We start from the raw sequence: 13,854 nt of genomic DNA, 5'->3' as shown, positions 1-13,854 counted from the left end.
TTTGGAATTCGTGCCTGTAGATGACGGTCTTCTCCGGGGAGCGTCAACGGGTCTTTCCCTGAATTCACGGTGTTTATGCGGTTTTTAGGGCGATCTCACTTGGCGGCGCCATCGTGGAAGTGATCGTAGACCAGTCGCGCCACCGCTTCGGAAATCCCTTCTACCGCCATCAGGTCGGCGACAGCCGCCCGCGACACCGCTTTTGCCGTGCCGAAGTGCTGCAGCAACGCTCGTTTTCGAGTCGGACCTATGCCGGAAATCTCGTCCAGCGGGTTCTTGACCATCTCCTTCTTGCGGCGTGCCCGGTGCGATCCGATGGCGAAGCGGTGCGCTTCGTCGCGCAGCCGCTGAATGAAGTAGAGGACAGGGTCGCGCGGCGGCATCGAAAAATCGCTGCGACCATCGGCGAAGAATCGCTCGCGCCCGGCGTCGCGGTCGACACCCTTGGCGACACCGATGGCCGTCACCGACTCACGGATGCCGAGTTCGTCGAGGATAGCGCGCACGGCGGTCATCTGCCCCTGGCCGCCGTCGATGAGGATGACGTCGGGCCAGGCCGGGAAGGCGGCGTCGGCGGGATCGTCCGCAGCCGGCGGCGCCGAGCGGTCGGGAATGCCTTCCTCCTTGATCAGCCGGCTGAAGCGGCGGGTCATCACCTCGCGCATCATGCCGAAATCGTCGCCGGGGGTGATGTCGGTCGATTTGATGTTGAATTTTCGGTACTGGTTTTTGACGAAACCTTCCGGCCCGGCGACGATCATGCCGCCGACCGCATTGGTGCCCATGATGTGCGAGTTGTCGTAGACCTCGATGCGGCGCGGCACGGTGGTGAGCTTGAAGGTCTCGGCAAAACCCTGCAACAACCGCGCCTGCGACGAGGTTTCGGCCAGCTTGCGGCCATGCGCCTCGCGGGCATTGGCAAGCACGTGGTCGACGACGTCCTTCTTGTCGCCGCGCTGCGGCACGAGGATCTGCACCTTGTAGCTCGCTTTTTCGCTGAAGGCTGCCGTCAGCAGGTCGAGTTCTTCCACCGTTTCGGAAAGCAGGATCTGCCGCGGGATCGGCTTGTCGTCGTAAAACTGCGCCAGGAAGGCGCTGAGCACTTCTGCGCTCGATAGCGACGGGTCGGCCTTGGGGAAATAGGCACGATTGCCCCAGTTCTGCCCGGTGCGGAAGAAGAACACCTGGATGCAGGACGTTCCGCCCTCGTGATGGATGGCGAAGACATCTGCCTCTTCGACACTGGCCGGATTGATGCCCTGGTGGCTCTGCACGTGGCTGAGCGCCGCCAGGCGGTCGCGGTAGACGGCGGCCCGTTCGAAATCGAGGTCTTCGGACGCAGCCGCCATCGCCGTGGCAATGCCTTCCTTGACGTTCTGGCTCTTGCCTGAGAGGAAATCCTTGGCCTCCTGAACAAGCTCCCCATACCCCGCATCGCTGACCTCATGCGTGCAGGGGCCGGAACAGCGCTTGATCTGGTAAAGCAGGCAGGGGCGGGTGCGCGTCTCGAAAACACTGTCGGTGCAGGTGCGGATCAGGAAGGCGCGCTGCAGCGAATTGATCGTTCGCCCGACGGCGCTGGCCGAGGCGAAGGGGCCGAAATAATCGCCCTTGCGTGAGCGGGCGCCGCGATGCTTGAAGATCGCCGGCGCCCGGTGGTCGCCGGTAATCAGGATATACGGAAAAGACTTGTCGTCGCGCAACAGCACGTTGAAGCGCGGCCGCAGGCGCTTGATCAGGTTCGCTTCGAGCAGCAGTGCCTCGACCTCGGTACGGGTCGTGACGAACTCCATGTTGGCCGTCTCGCGCACCATACGGGCGATCCGGTTGGAATGGACGCGGCCCTGGGCATAATTGGTGACGCGCTTTTTCAGGCTGCGCGCCTTGCCGACGTAAAGCACATCGCCGCCTTCGTTGAACATGCGGTAGACGCCGGGCTTGTTCGGCAGATGCTTGACGAATTCGGCGATGAGGTCGGCGCCTTTCAGGCCGGTCTCGTTCTTCCAGCCCTCGTTCCAGTCGACCGACGCGGTCAGGCCCGGGCCTGCTTCACCCGCCTCGACGATATCGTCCTCGTCGTCTTCCGCTTCGTCATAGAGAACGCCGCCTTCCGGCAGCTTCTGTCCGTTCATTCCACAATCTCCGCCACGTCGGGCGTTTGCCAGGCAAGGTGCTGGCCGCCGTCGAGGGCAATCATCTGTCCCGTGATCGAGGGTGTTTCGTACAGAAAGCGGATCGTCCGGCCGAACTCTTCGAGGGTCGGCCCCGCCTTCAGAATCAGTCCGTCGATCTGCGCCTGAAAATCGTCCAAAGTCTGGCGCGCACCCTGCGCCGTCGGTCCCGGCCCGATGGCATTGGCGCGAATCCTTGGTGCAAAACTTTGCGCCATGGTCTGCGTCGCTGTCCAGAGGGCGGATTTCGACAGCGTGTAGGAGTAGAAGCGCGGATTGAGCGCCCAGACGCGCTGGTCGATGATGTTGACGATCGACCCTTCGGCGTCATCGGGCAGGAGCCTGGCGAAATCGGCCGCCAGGATCGACGGCGCCTGCACATGTACGGCAAAATGCGACCGCCAGGCACGCGCATCGAATGTGGCGGCACTGTCGTCATGAAAGAGAGAGGCATTGTTGATGAGGAGGTCGACCGGGCCTAGCCGTTCCGTGACAGCCGGCAGCAGCGCGGCGGTCTCATTTTCGTTTTCCAGATCGGCCCGAAAAGCGGTGGCAACCGCGCCCTTGTCCTGCAACGCCTGCGCCAGCAAGGCGGCCTCGTCCATTGACCGGTGTGCATGAATGGCAACGGCAAACCCTTGATTTGCCAGATCTTCGGCGATTGCCTTGCCTATTCTTCGCGCCGCGCCGGTAATCAGCGCGGTTTTGAATTTCCGATGTCTCAACGTGCTGCCTTATGGTCGAACCTACTCGTGTTCACCCATATAGGATTTCCGGCGGCGACGATAAATAGCTTTGCTTCACACGGAGTTGATTTTTTCTATTTAAGTATATTTTTGAATATTGTAAGTTATATTTGTGGGATGGCATTGTAACATTTGATTAAGGTTAATAAATTACCTGTGGCTATGAAGCAACATCCAATTTTAGACGTCCTTCTGCCACGATTATTTCACAATTTGGCTCTTTCAATTCCGCAATTGCACATCATTTTCCAGTCTGAACCGGGCAGGGACATTTTATGCATTACCCGCGCAATCGCCTTGGACAGAATGGCACAGTGCGGGGTTGAAAGGAGAAAAGTATGCGTACTCTTATCAAGACCCTCATGACCTCTTCGCTGGTCGTTCTGGGCGTTTCCGCAGTTCACGCTGCCGATGCCATCGATCAGATCCCGGAAGCGCCGATCGCCGTCGAGGAAGCCACCCCGACCGGCAACTGGTCTGGCGCCTACATCGGTGGTTCGGGCTCGTACAATGTTGGCCGCTTCGCCAGTGGCGACCGCAACGCTCACGCCCTCGGCGGTGCCGTTTACGGTGGTTACAACATGCAGAACGGCCAGATCGTTTACGGCGTCGAAGGTGACGTCGGTTACTCCGGCAACGATGCCGTCCGCAACGGCATCCAGAGCCGCCAGGGCGTCAACGGTTCGGTTCGAGGCCGCGTCGGCTACGACATGAACCCGTTCCTCGTCTACGGCACGGCCGGTGTTGCTGCCCAGAACAGCAAGGCATCCGATGCGACCTCGTCCGACAGCCGCACGGCTGTTGGCTACACGGTCGGCGGCGGTGTCGAAGCCTTCGTGACCAACAACATCACGGCACGCGCCGAATACCGTTACAGCGATTTCCAGAACAAGGACTTCGACCTGAACAGCGGTTCGGTCTCGCGTGGCTACGACGAGCACAGCGTCAAGGTCGGTATCGGCGTCAAGTTCTGATATCGTTCCGCATCATGATAAAGAAGCCGGGTCCGTCCCGGCTTTTTTATTGCCTAAATTTTGCTTCTCGGTTCGAATGCAACGGCGCCGGCAGCCGTTTAAGGATGGTGCGCCGGAAAACGGGGAGGGGATGATGCAGGTGATGCGTAAGGTTCTGGTGTTTGCCGGTTTGCTGGCCCTGCAGATCGGGAGTGCAGCGGCCGCCGAACCGCCGGCGGGTGAATGGCTGTTTTCGAAAGCCGACCGCTTCGAAGGCGATGTCTTGCAGCCTGCTCCGGCCGCAGATGCGATTTACCTCGGCAAGACGGTGACGTTCGGCAAGGATCGCGTCGACGGTCCGGGACCGCTTGCCTGCGGTGGCGCCACCTATGACTATGCCGACATGCCGGCCGATGGCTTTTTCCAGGGATATGCCGCGAATGCGCAGCTGGACGCCAAACGGTTCGCGAGCGCGGCTGGCCTGCCTGATCCGTCGCGCACGCTGCAACTCGCCTGCGACACCGGCGTCTTCGATTTCCACACGGCCGAAGACGGCGCGCTGGTGATCATGATGGATCTGGTCGTCTACCGGCTGCAACGACAGTAGCCGCTACAGCCGGTGATATCAGCTTAAGCCGCAGCCTTCGGGGACAGGCCGTCATAGTCGACAAACCGTTCGCCAAAGGCCTGCACCCAGGCGACGAGGGCCGGATGGTCGCTTTCCCATTGGCCGGAAAATCTCAAGCCGAGATAACCGAGCGTCGCCGCCAGGGCGAAATGGCCGCCATGCAGATTCTTGCCGATTTTCGGCGGGTTGGCTTCGAGATGGTCGAGGCCGCGCTTGGCCTTTGCCCATTGCCGGTCGAGCCAGGGTTGATGGATGATCTCTGCCGGGCGTTGCCGACGTTCGTAGACCATGGCGAGCAGACAATCGTTGATGCCGTCGCACAGTGCTTCCAGCACCTCCGCTTTCGTCCGTTTCGCATCCTTCTCCGGGTAGAGTTCGCCATCGGTGACGCGGTTGAGAAACTGCATGATGGCACGGCTGTCGAAGATCGGGCCGTCTTCGCTCACAAGCGTCGGTATCTTGCCAAGCGGATTGTTGGCGATCAGTTCGGCCGGATCGGCATTGGTATCGACAATGGTTTCGGTGATGTCGAGTTCGAGATAGCGGGCGGCCAGCCGCACCTTTGCGGAATAGGGCGAGGTAGGCGAATAGAACAGTTCCATGGCTGATCCTTCTGGGTTTACGGTGCCGCCGGTAGCACGAGAGGGTTTTTCCGGCAGCTCTGGCGACCGGCATTGGCGCAGTCGCGAAATTTCAGATCCCTGGTGAAGCAGATGCGGATTTCGTCGAGTTGCCCGCCATTGCAGGTCAGGGCAATCGCATCTTTGCCGAGACCGGCATTGGCGGCCGTCATCTTGCGGATGATCTCGTCGCCGGACAGGCGTTTGCTGGCTTGCGGCTTGCGCAGGTCGGCGGGGATGGACAGGCGATTCCAGGCGGCGCGCAGCGTCTTGAAATAATCGGCCTGCGAAAGGCCGGAGCAGGTGCCGTGCTTGCGCCACTGGTGACCGATCAGCCCCATGCTCGGCATGATATCGAACAGGCTGCGCCCTAGGCTGTCCGGCACGCGCTCCGGTTGGCGGCTATCGCAGGATTCCAGATAGCCCCGTTCGTTCTGCGGCCAGAGGCCGTGGACGACGAAGCCAAAATCCTTGTCGGCGCCGCATTGCTGGCGATTGCCGCTGCCTTCGTCGCTGGAGCAGTAGGACGGCGACCACGACAGCGCCAGGATATAAAAATCGAAGCCGCTTGCCGCCGGCGGAACGGTTTCGCGCGAGGTCGGCCGGCAATTCTCGCCGGTCGAGCAGTCATTGTCTCGCGGCGCCTGCTTGCCGCCGTCACCGATGGCGAACCATGCGGCGGCGGCCATGAAGATCAACAGGGCGCCGAGGCCCGAAAAACGGCGCATCAACGCAGCGACTTGCAGGCCGCGCCATAGACATGCCAACGGTCAAGGCCGCTGACGCAATATTCCACCGAGGAGCCGAGGCCGGCAAAGCCGAAATTGTGCTCGATGAGATACCACAGCTTGCGGCGCTCGCCGTCGCTGGTCACCACCGAGGCGCCGCAATAGCGCCGCTCGACGGGGTATTGCTTTTCCATCCGCTCGATGCGCCGCTCGTGGATGTCCTCGACCGCGGTGATCGTCATCGGATAGCCGATATAGCGATGGCTATAGCGATCGAACCGGTTGACCACGGAGTTGACCACGCCGCCGGCCGTGCAAGGCGGTGTCGAGGCCGCCTGGGCTGTACCGGCGATCCCGGCGAGAAGCGCAGCGGCGGCGAAAAACAGGCGGCATTTCATCAGGGAAACTCCTTGGATACAGGATAGTAGAATGTTGCCAAAGATGCCGGACGGTCAAGAGGGCGACATTGCCTGGCCGTTGGCAGCCTGTCTCAATTCTCTCCGCGCAGCCAGAAGGCGCGCTGCGAGGCATAACGGTCCTGGCCGAGCTTTTCCTTCAGCACCGGCAGCAGCGTATGCAACTCGTCCTTCAGCGTATAGGGCGGGTTGACGATGATCAGGCCGGAGCCGTTTAGGCCGGTGGTTTCGCGGTCGCTTTTGACCGTCAGTTCGGTGCAGAGCATCTTCTTGATCTCCAGCGCCTTCAGCGCCTCATGGAAATCGGCGATCGGCGCCCCCTTCTTCATCGGATACCATAGGCAATAGGTGCCGGTGGAAAAACGCCGGTAGGCCTTGGCGAGGCCGTCGACCAGCTGCTCGTAGTCATCAGGCTTTTCGAACGGCGGATCGACGAGGATGATCCCACGCTTTTCTTTCGGCGGCAGATGGGCGCCAAGCGTCAGCCAGCCGTCGAGTTCGGTAACGCGCACCTGGAAATCACCCTCGAACACGCGGCTGAGGGCGGAAAAATCCTCCGGATGCAGCTCGATTGCCGAAAGCCGGTCCTGCGGGCGGAACAGCATGCGCGCAAGTTTTGGCGAACCGGGATAACGCCGCACGCCGCCTTCGGGATTGAGCTCACGGACGGCGGAAAGATAGGGTTCGAGCAGCGCCGCCGCCGCTTCCGGCAGCTCGGCGTCGATCAGGCGGCCGATGCCTTCCTGCCATTCGCCGGTCTTCTGGGCTTCTTCCGAGGTCAGGTCATAGAGGCCGATGCCGGCATGGGTATCGAGAACCCGGAAAGCGCCTTCCTTCTGCTGCGCGTAGCGGATCAGCCGCGCCAGGACGGCATGCTTGAGGACGTCGGCAAAATTGCCCGCGTGATAGATGTGCCGGTAGTTCATGGACGTTCCTGCAAGGGTGATGAAAATTGGCGGCCGGCCGGTTTTGGCCTTTTGGCGCCTTGCCTCTTGCAATATAGAAATGACATGAACATTGCGACCCCCATTCACGCCAAATCCCGCATCGGTCACACGGCCTGTCCGCACGACTGTCCCTCCACCTGCGCGCTGGACATCGAGATCAGCGCGGAGGGGCGGATGGGCAGGGTGCGCGGCGCAGAAGACAACAGCTACACCGCCGGCGTCATCTGCGCCAAGGTGGCGCGTTATGCCGAACGCCTCTACCATCCCGACCGGCTGATGACGCCGAAGCGCCGCAAGGGGGCCAAGGGGGCGGGCAGTTGGCAGGAAATCGGCTGGCAGGACGCTCTGGACGAGATCGCCAATGCCTTCATCAAGGCCGAAGTGAAACACGGCAGCGAGGCGGTCTGGCCCTATTATTACGCCGGCACCATGGGGCTGGTGCAGCGCGATTCCATCGAGCGGCTGCGGCACGCCAAGAAATATTCCGGCTTCTTCGACACGATCTGCGTCAACATGGCCTGGACCGGCTTCACCATGGCGACCGGCGCGTTGCGCGGCCCCGATCCGCGCGAGATGGCGAAGTCGGACTGCGTGGTGATCTGGGGCACCAATGCCGTCGTCACCCAGGTCAACGTCATGACCCATGCCATCCGCGCCCGCAAGGAACGCGGCGCGAAGATCGTCGTCATCGACATCTACGACAACCCGACAATGAAGCAGGCGGACCTGGCGCTGGTCGTCAGGCCCGGCACCGATGCCGCTCTCGCCTGCGCCGCCATGCACATTGCCTTCCGCGACGGATATGCCGACCGCGCCTACATGGCCAAGTATGCCGACGATCCAGCCGGCCTCGAAGAACATCTGAAAACCCGCACGCCGGAATGGGCGGCTGCGATCACCGGGCTTTCGGTTGAGGAAATCGAGACCTTCGGCCGGCTGATCGGCGAGACGAAAAAGAGCTTCCTGCGCCTCGGCTACGGTTTTACCCGCCAGCGCAACGGTTCGGTCGCCATGCATGCGGCCGCCTCGATCGCCACCGTGCTCGGCTCCTGGCAATATGAAGGCGGCGGTGCCTTCCACTCCAACAGCGGCATCTTCAAGTTCGACAATTCCGAACTGGTCGGCTCGCGCATGCGCGACCGCGATATCCGCGTGCTCGACCAGTCGCAGATCGGCCGCATCCTCACCGGCGATGCCGAGGCACTGCGCCATCGTGGACCGGTGACGGCGATGCTGATCCAGAACACCAATCCGCTCTGCGTCATGCCGGAGCAGCGGCTGGTGCGCCAAGGGTTTATGCGCGATGACCTGTTCGTCGCGGTCCACGAGCAGTTCATGACCGATACCGCCGATGCCGCCGACATCGTGCTGCCGGCGACGATGTTCGTCGAGCATGACGACATCTATCGCGGCGGCGGCCAGAGCCACATCCTGCTTGGCCCGAAACTGGTCGAGCCGCCGGAAACGGTGCGCACCAACCTCTTTGTCATCGAGGAACTGGCCAAGCGCCTCGGCGTCGGCGACCGCCCCGGCTTCGGCCTGACGGAACGCGAGATCATCGACCGCATGCTGACCGCCAGCGGCCGGCCGGGCTTCGATTATCTTTCCGACAACAAGTGGCTCGACGCTGGCATCTCCTTCGAGGAGGCGCATTATGTCGACGGCTTCAATTTTCCCGACAAGAAGTTCCGTTTCCGCCCCGACTGGGTCAACACGCCGGCGGCGACGCGTCCGCCGCGTTCCCTCGGCACGCTCGGCCCCTATGAGGCCCTGCCGGAGTTTCCCGACCACGTCGAGCTGATCGAGTTGACGGACGAGGAACATCCGTTCCGCCTTGCAACCTCGCCGGCACGCAATTTTTTGAATTCGAGCTTTACCGAAACGAAGACGTCGATCCAGAAGGAAGGTCGGCCGGAAGTGCTGGTCAATCCCGCCGACGCCGAAGCGCAGGGTATCGCAAGCGGCGACATCGTCACGCTCGGCAACCGCCGCGGCAGCGTGCGGCTGCATGCCAGGGTCTCTGACACCGTCAAGCCCGGCCTGTTGATCGCCGAAGGCATCTGGCCGAACAAGAAACATCTGGATGGCGAGGGCATCAACGTGCTGACCGGCGCCGACCAGGTGGCGCCTTATGGCGGTGCGGCGGTGCACGACAACAAGGTATGGATGGTCAGGGACGCCGCTGGATGACGAAGTTCAAGGATGTAAAGATCGACATCGTCAAGGACGAGACGCTGTCGAAGAACTGGTACCACCTGCGCAACGTCACCTTCGATTACACCGGTTCGGACGGCAAGACCGTGCGGCTGAAGCGCGAGGTCTACGACCGCGGCAACGGCGCCACCATCCTTCTCTACGATCCGAAGCGGCAATCGGTGATCCTGGTGCGGCAGTTCCGCATGCCGGCCTATCTCAACGAAAGCTCCGGCTGGCTGATCGAGACGCCGGCCGGTCTGCTTGACGGCGACAATCCCGCCGACGCCATCCGCCGCGAGGTGATGGAGGAGACGGGTTACGTCGTGCGCGAGGTGCGGCCGCTCTTCCACAGCTTCATGTCGCCCGGCGCCGTGACCGAGGTCATCCACTTCTTTGTGGCACTGATCGACGTGACCGAAAAAGCCGGCGATGGTGGTGGCCTGATCGACGAATACGAGGATATCGAAGTGATGGAAATCGGCCTCGATGACGCCATGGCGATGATCGAGCGCGGCGAGATCTGCGATGCCAAGACGATCATGATGCTGCAATGGGCGGCCCTTAACCGCGGCAAGCTCGGCAGTTGAAGGGCATCTGAACGCACAACTGTCGACATGTACGGTTGCGTGTCCGGCAGGCGTTGACAACGCACCCCATTGGTGGTTCGTTTATCCCTAACAGGACATTAACACGCCTTTCATCCGGTAATTTCAAAGATAGCGATAGCAGCCTTTTGCGGGTGCGCGCAGCGGTGCATGCTTCAAAAATTGGGAGAGTCACATGCCAACCAGCGGGCCGGTCAGCGGGCGCGTCTATATCTGGTACCCGGAAGGTTTCGACAAGATCGGCCATGCGTCGATGTACATTGGCAATTACGAGGTCGGCAAGAAATTCGAACTGTCGATCGACCCAGGCAACGACGAACTCTATTGGGCGCCGAAAAAAATAGAAAAACGCTTCGGTATCGAGAGGCTTCACTTCAACGACAACTATGTCAGCTGGTGGCCGGATGATGACGGTGCCAACCTGATCCAGCCCCAGGGGCCTTCGCAGCCGAAGCTTGGTCTATACGAGGATATCGAGGAGGAGGAATCGGAGCCTCATGTCGTTTATGACGTTTATGGGCTCGATATTTCCGCCATGCGCAAATGCTGGCGGGAAGCGCGCGACAAGCGCGGCTCCCACTACCAGCTGTATCGCAAGAACTGCTCCGACCTTGTGATGCGTGTCCTGCGGGCAGGTGGGGCTTCGTCCCGCATTGGCGGCATTTCCGGCATCTACCACAGCCGTAACTTCATCACGACTCCGAAGGACGTCGCCGTCGTCTGCGACAAGCTCAAGAAGGCGGGATGGGCAACCAAGCAGAAGGCAGGGAATTGCCCGTCGAAGAAGGGCAATGTGCTGGCCGTCGTTCTGGGCATGCGTTAGCAGCCCGACTACCCTTTGAGGAGAGAAAGGGCGCTGCGTCTCGTTTCGACAGGCGGACGCTGCTTCGGCCTCAGAACGAACCCCGGATGCCGGTGCCGATATAAACCGCGGCAAAACTGCCGGCGGCGCTGTCCTTGTACGTAGCGGTCTCGCCGGAGACGGTGTTGCTCATCTTGATATTTCCCTTGCGGAAATCCGTCGTTTCGAAAGAGCCGTCGAGATAAAGCGAGATACCCTGCGTCAGCTTGTATTCGACGCCCGCCTTGCCGCCGAACATGGCGGAAATGGCGAGTTCGTCCTTGAAGCGCAGGTCGCGCATCCAGTGGTCGTCGACATCCTTGGCCTTGATCGTGGCGCCGGCTTCCAGCGCACCGGTCAGCCGCCAACGGCCAAGATCCTGCGAACCGTTCAGCGTCGCATACAGCACCGGGATCTTCTGCTGGTAGCTGATGCCGCGTTCGTCTTTCGAAAAGGAGCCGATCGTGTCGCGCGGGGCGTTGACGCTGTAGATGAAATTGCCGCCATAGGCGCTCCATTTCACATCCGTGTAGCGGCCGCCCAGGCCGAAATTGAGGTTCTGGATATGGTCGCCGAACAGGCGCCGGCTGATCTCGATGCTGCCGGTGTAGTAGTGGTCCAGCCGGTTGTCGTCATGCACCGAACGGTGGCTCCAACCGCCTCTCGATGTGTCGGAATAGAAGGGCCATACCCAGTCGTAGTCGGTCATCTGACCGTCGCCGTCGATACCGACCTTGCCCTCGACCTTGACGTTCCAGCCGCCGCCAACCTCGACATCGAGAGCGCCGCGCAACACTTTCACACCGCGCGATTCCCAATCGAGATGGCTGATTTTCATGCCGTTGGAATGGACCGTCTCGGTGGCATAAATATTGGCGAGGCCGACGCCGATCGAGCCCGAGACGGTCTCGTCTCCGGCAAGCGCGGGAAGGGCCGGGGCCAGTGCAGCCGAGGTCAGGCAAGCCAGCATCGCCGGGGACCGGAAGAAGACCATGATATAACCTCGCAGAACGACGATCGGATTGCGTCAAGCGCAAAAAGACGATGCGGAACAATTTCTGCGAGTTTGGTAAATTTTCGGTATATGCGGCGTTGTCAGCCGATGCTGATCAGCGCGCCTGTTTCATCGCTCGTGACAGGGCCGGTGAAGACGGTACGGCCGTCACGCATCGACACCTTGCCTTCGGCCAGCAGTTTCAGCGCCAGCGGATACGTCCGGTGTTCCACAGTCAAGACGCGGGCGGCCAGCGTGTCGGCGCTGTCGGCCGGCAGAACGGGGACGACCGCCTGGGCGATGATCGGCCCTTCATCCATGCCTTCGGTGACGAAATGCACGGTGCAGCCGGCAACCCGCACGCCGGCATCGAGTGCCCGCTGGTGGGTATGCAGGCCGGCAAACAACGGCAGCAGCGACGGATGAATGTTGATCATCCGGCCTTCGTAGCGATTGATGAAGGTGGCGGTCAAAAGCCGCATGTAGCCGGCGAGGCAGAGAATATCGGGGGCGAGCGTGTCCAGCGCCGCAAAGATCGCTGCCTCGTGCGCTTCCTTGCTGGCAAAATCCTTGCGCACGAAGGTGAAGGTGGCAATGCCGAGCGCCTCAGCCTTGGCGATGCCGCCGGCATCGGCCTTGTCGGAAATGACGCCGACGATTTCAGCGGGGAAATCCGGCGCGGCGCAGGCCTTGACCAGCGCCAGCATGTTCGACCCGCCTCCGGAAATGAAGACGACGACGCGTTTGCGCGGAGACGTCATAGGGCGAGCGTGCCCTTGTAGACCGTTCCGGCGCCGCCTTCGGCGCGGGCGATCATCCGGCCGAGCGTCACGACGCTTTCACCTTGCGCCTGCAACGACTGCGTGACCTTCGCTACGTCACCCTCGGCGACGACGACGATCATGCCGATGCCGCAGTTGAAGGTGCGCAGCATTTCGTTGGCTGCCACGCCGCCCGTCTTGGCAAGCCAGGAGAAGACCGGCGGCACGGTGACCGCGCCGAGATCGATTTCGGCGGCCAGATGTTTTGGCAGCACGCGCGGAATGTTTTCCGGGAAACCGCCGCCGGTGATGTGGGCCAACGCCTTCAGCGCGCCCGTCTCGCGAATGGCGGCGAGCAGCGGCTTGACGTAGATGCGTGTCGGCGTCAGCAGGGCTTCGCCCAGCGTCTTGCCGTCGGCGAAGGGGGCCGGGGCATCCCAGGCGAGGCCGGAGAGGGTGACGATCTTGCGCACCAGCGAAAAGCCGTTCGAATGCACGCCGGAGGAGGAGAGGCCGAGGATGACGTCGCCTTCACCGATATCGCCTGCCGGCAGAAGCTTGCCGCGTTCCGCGGCACCCACTGCAAAGCCGGCGAGGTCGTAGTCGCCGTCGGAATACATGCCGGGCATTTCCGCCGTCTCGCCGCCGATCAGCGCGCAACCCGCCTCGCGGCAGCCGGCAGCAATGCCGGTGACGATGGCGGCACCCTGATCCGGGTCGAGTTTGCCGGTGGCAAAATAATCGAGGAACAGCAGCGGTTCGGCGCCCTGCACGACGAGGTCGTTGACGCACATGGCAACGAGGTCGATGCCAACAGTGTCGTGCTTGCCGGCGTCGATGGCGATCTTCAGCTTGGTGCCAACGCCATCATTGGCCGCCACGAGGATCGGATCGTTGAAGCCCGCGGCCTTGAGGTCGAACAGGCCGCCGAAGCCGCCGATTTCGCCGTCTGCGCCGGGGCGGCGCGTCGAGCGCACGGCCGGCTTGATCTTCTCCACCATCAGGTTGCCGGCATCGATATCGACGCCCGCATCGCTATAGGTCAAACCGTTCTTGCCCGACTGGCTCATGATGATCTCCGATCGCCCATCCGTGCGGTAAACATACCGCGTCATCTGCCGGTCGCAATTGCATGAGAAGGCCGTTTATGCAAGGCGTGCGCGGAGGAAACCCTCGGTTTCCCGCCGTTTCCTCATCGTTGTGGGGGATTTACGGCAGCAGGGTTGACCATGTTTGCGCCTGCGGCCT

14 protein-coding genes are annotated in these 13,854 nt (G+C 61.7%); 5 read left to right on the top strand and 9 right to left on the bottom strand.

Annotated features, from left to right (window positions below):
- Nucleotides 1-95: 95 nt before the first annotated feature.
- On the bottom strand, nucleotides 96-2,132 hold the full coding sequence (gene uvrC, locus ACSQ3I_RS19735) for an excinuclease ABC subunit UvrC (RefSeq protein WP_436001697.1): 2,037 nt from the start codon (nucleotides 2,130-2,132) through the stop codon (nucleotides 96-98).
- The gene (locus tag ACSQ3I_RS19730; RefSeq protein ID WP_436001696.1) at nucleotides 2,129-2,896 is read right to left on the bottom strand and encodes an SDR family oxidoreductase; all 768 of its coding nucleotides are present in this window, start codon (nucleotides 2,894-2,896) and stop codon (nucleotides 2,129-2,131) included. The genes uvrC and ACSQ3I_RS19730 overlap by 4 nt, the downstream gene beginning before the upstream one ends.
- A 359-nt stretch (nucleotides 2,897-3,255) precedes the next feature.
- Between ACSQ3I_RS19730 and ACSQ3I_RS19725 the strand changes: the two genes are divergently transcribed.
- Both ACSQ3I_RS19725 and ACSQ3I_RS19720 read left to right on the top strand, forming a co-directional pair.
- A complete protein-coding gene (locus ACSQ3I_RS19725) occupies nucleotides 3,256-3,891 on the top strand; it encodes an outer membrane protein (RefSeq protein ID WP_436001695.1) in 636 nt (211 codons plus the stop codon).
- A gap of 139 nt (nucleotides 3,892-4,030) precedes the next feature.
- Nucleotides 4,031-4,477: a hypothetical protein gene (locus ACSQ3I_RS19720; RefSeq protein ID WP_436001694.1), complete on the top strand. Its 447-nt coding sequence runs from the start codon at nucleotides 4,031-4,033 to the stop codon at nucleotides 4,475-4,477.
- Nucleotides 4,478-4,500: 23 nt separating this feature from the next.
- On the opposite strand, the gene ACSQ3I_RS19715 is transcribed toward ACSQ3I_RS19720, so the two are convergent.
- The 4 genes from ACSQ3I_RS19715 to ACSQ3I_RS19700 form a co-directional block, all read right to left on the bottom strand.
- Entirely contained in the window at nucleotides 4,501-5,100 is a 600-nt protein-coding gene (locus ACSQ3I_RS19715) for a glutathione S-transferase (RefSeq protein ID WP_436001693.1), read from the bottom strand.
- A gap of 17 nt (nucleotides 5,101-5,117) precedes the next feature.
- Nucleotides 5,118-5,846: a ribonuclease T2 family protein gene (locus ACSQ3I_RS19710; protein ID WP_436001692.1), complete on the bottom strand. Its 729-nt coding sequence runs from the start codon at nucleotides 5,844-5,846 to the stop codon at nucleotides 5,118-5,120.
- Complete coding sequence (locus ACSQ3I_RS19705; RefSeq protein WP_436001691.1) at nucleotides 5,846-6,244, bottom strand: hypothetical protein; 399 nt, start codon at nucleotides 6,242-6,244, stop codon at nucleotides 5,846-5,848. Before ACSQ3I_RS19705 ends, ACSQ3I_RS19710 begins: the two co-directional genes overlap by 1 nt.
- Nucleotides 6,245-6,336: 92 nt before the next feature.
- Nucleotides 6,337-7,188 carry a 23S rRNA (adenine(2030)-N(6))-methyltransferase RlmJ gene (locus tag ACSQ3I_RS19700; protein WP_436001690.1) on the bottom strand — a complete coding sequence of 284 codons (852 nt, stop codon included), beginning with the start codon at nucleotides 7,186-7,188 and terminating at the stop codon, nucleotides 6,337-6,339.
- An 84-nt stretch (nucleotides 7,189-7,272) separates the two neighbouring features.
- Between ACSQ3I_RS19700 and ACSQ3I_RS19695 the strand changes: the two genes are divergently transcribed.
- The 3 genes from ACSQ3I_RS19695 to ACSQ3I_RS19685 all read left to right on the top strand — a co-directional run bounded on the left by ACSQ3I_RS19695 (nucleotide 7,273) and on the right by ACSQ3I_RS19685 (nucleotide 10,833).
- Nucleotides 7,273-9,399 carry a molybdopterin-containing oxidoreductase family protein gene (locus ACSQ3I_RS19695; protein WP_436001689.1) on the top strand — a complete coding sequence of 709 codons (2,127 nt, stop codon included), beginning with the start codon at nucleotides 7,273-7,275 and terminating at the stop codon, nucleotides 9,397-9,399.
- Nucleotides 9,396-9,992 carry an NUDIX domain-containing protein gene (locus ACSQ3I_RS19690; protein ID WP_436001688.1) on the top strand — a complete coding sequence of 199 codons (597 nt, stop codon included), beginning with the start codon at nucleotides 9,396-9,398 and terminating at the stop codon, nucleotides 9,990-9,992. The genes ACSQ3I_RS19695 and ACSQ3I_RS19690 overlap by 4 nt, the downstream gene beginning before the upstream one ends.
- A gap of 193 nt (nucleotides 9,993-10,185) precedes the next feature.
- Nucleotides 10,186-10,833 (top strand): hypothetical protein, encoded by a 648-nt coding sequence (locus tag ACSQ3I_RS19685; protein WP_436001687.1) that lies wholly within the window; start codon nucleotides 10,186-10,188, stop codon nucleotides 10,831-10,833.
- A 70-nt stretch (nucleotides 10,834-10,903) separates the two neighbouring features.
- Here ACSQ3I_RS19685 and ACSQ3I_RS19680 read toward each other — a convergent pair whose 3' ends face one another.
- The 3 genes from ACSQ3I_RS19680 to purM form a co-directional block, all read right to left on the bottom strand.
- Nucleotides 10,904-11,845 (bottom strand): omptin family outer membrane protease, encoded by a 942-nt coding sequence (locus tag ACSQ3I_RS19680; RefSeq protein ID WP_436001686.1) that lies wholly within the window; start codon nucleotides 11,843-11,845, stop codon nucleotides 10,904-10,906.
- A 101-nt stretch (nucleotides 11,846-11,946) separates the two neighbouring features.
- Entirely contained in the window at nucleotides 11,947-12,606 is a 660-nt protein-coding gene (gene purN, locus ACSQ3I_RS19675; protein WP_436001685.1) for a phosphoribosylglycinamide formyltransferase, read from the bottom strand.
- Nucleotides 12,603-13,676 carry a phosphoribosylformylglycinamidine cyclo-ligase gene (gene purM / locus ACSQ3I_RS19670; protein ID WP_436001684.1) on the bottom strand — a complete coding sequence of 358 codons (1,074 nt, stop codon included), beginning with the start codon at nucleotides 13,674-13,676 and terminating at the stop codon, nucleotides 12,603-12,605. The genes purN and purM overlap by 4 nt, the downstream gene beginning before the upstream one ends.
- Nucleotides 13,677-13,854 lie beyond the last annotated feature (178 nt).

The sequence above is a fragment of the Rhizobium sp. LjRoot30 genome (assembly GCF_964253915.1).
GTDB lineage: Bacteria > Pseudomonadota > Alphaproteobacteria > Rhizobiales > Rhizobiaceae > Metarhizobium.
This window is presented reverse-complemented; position numbering and strand designations above follow the sequence as displayed.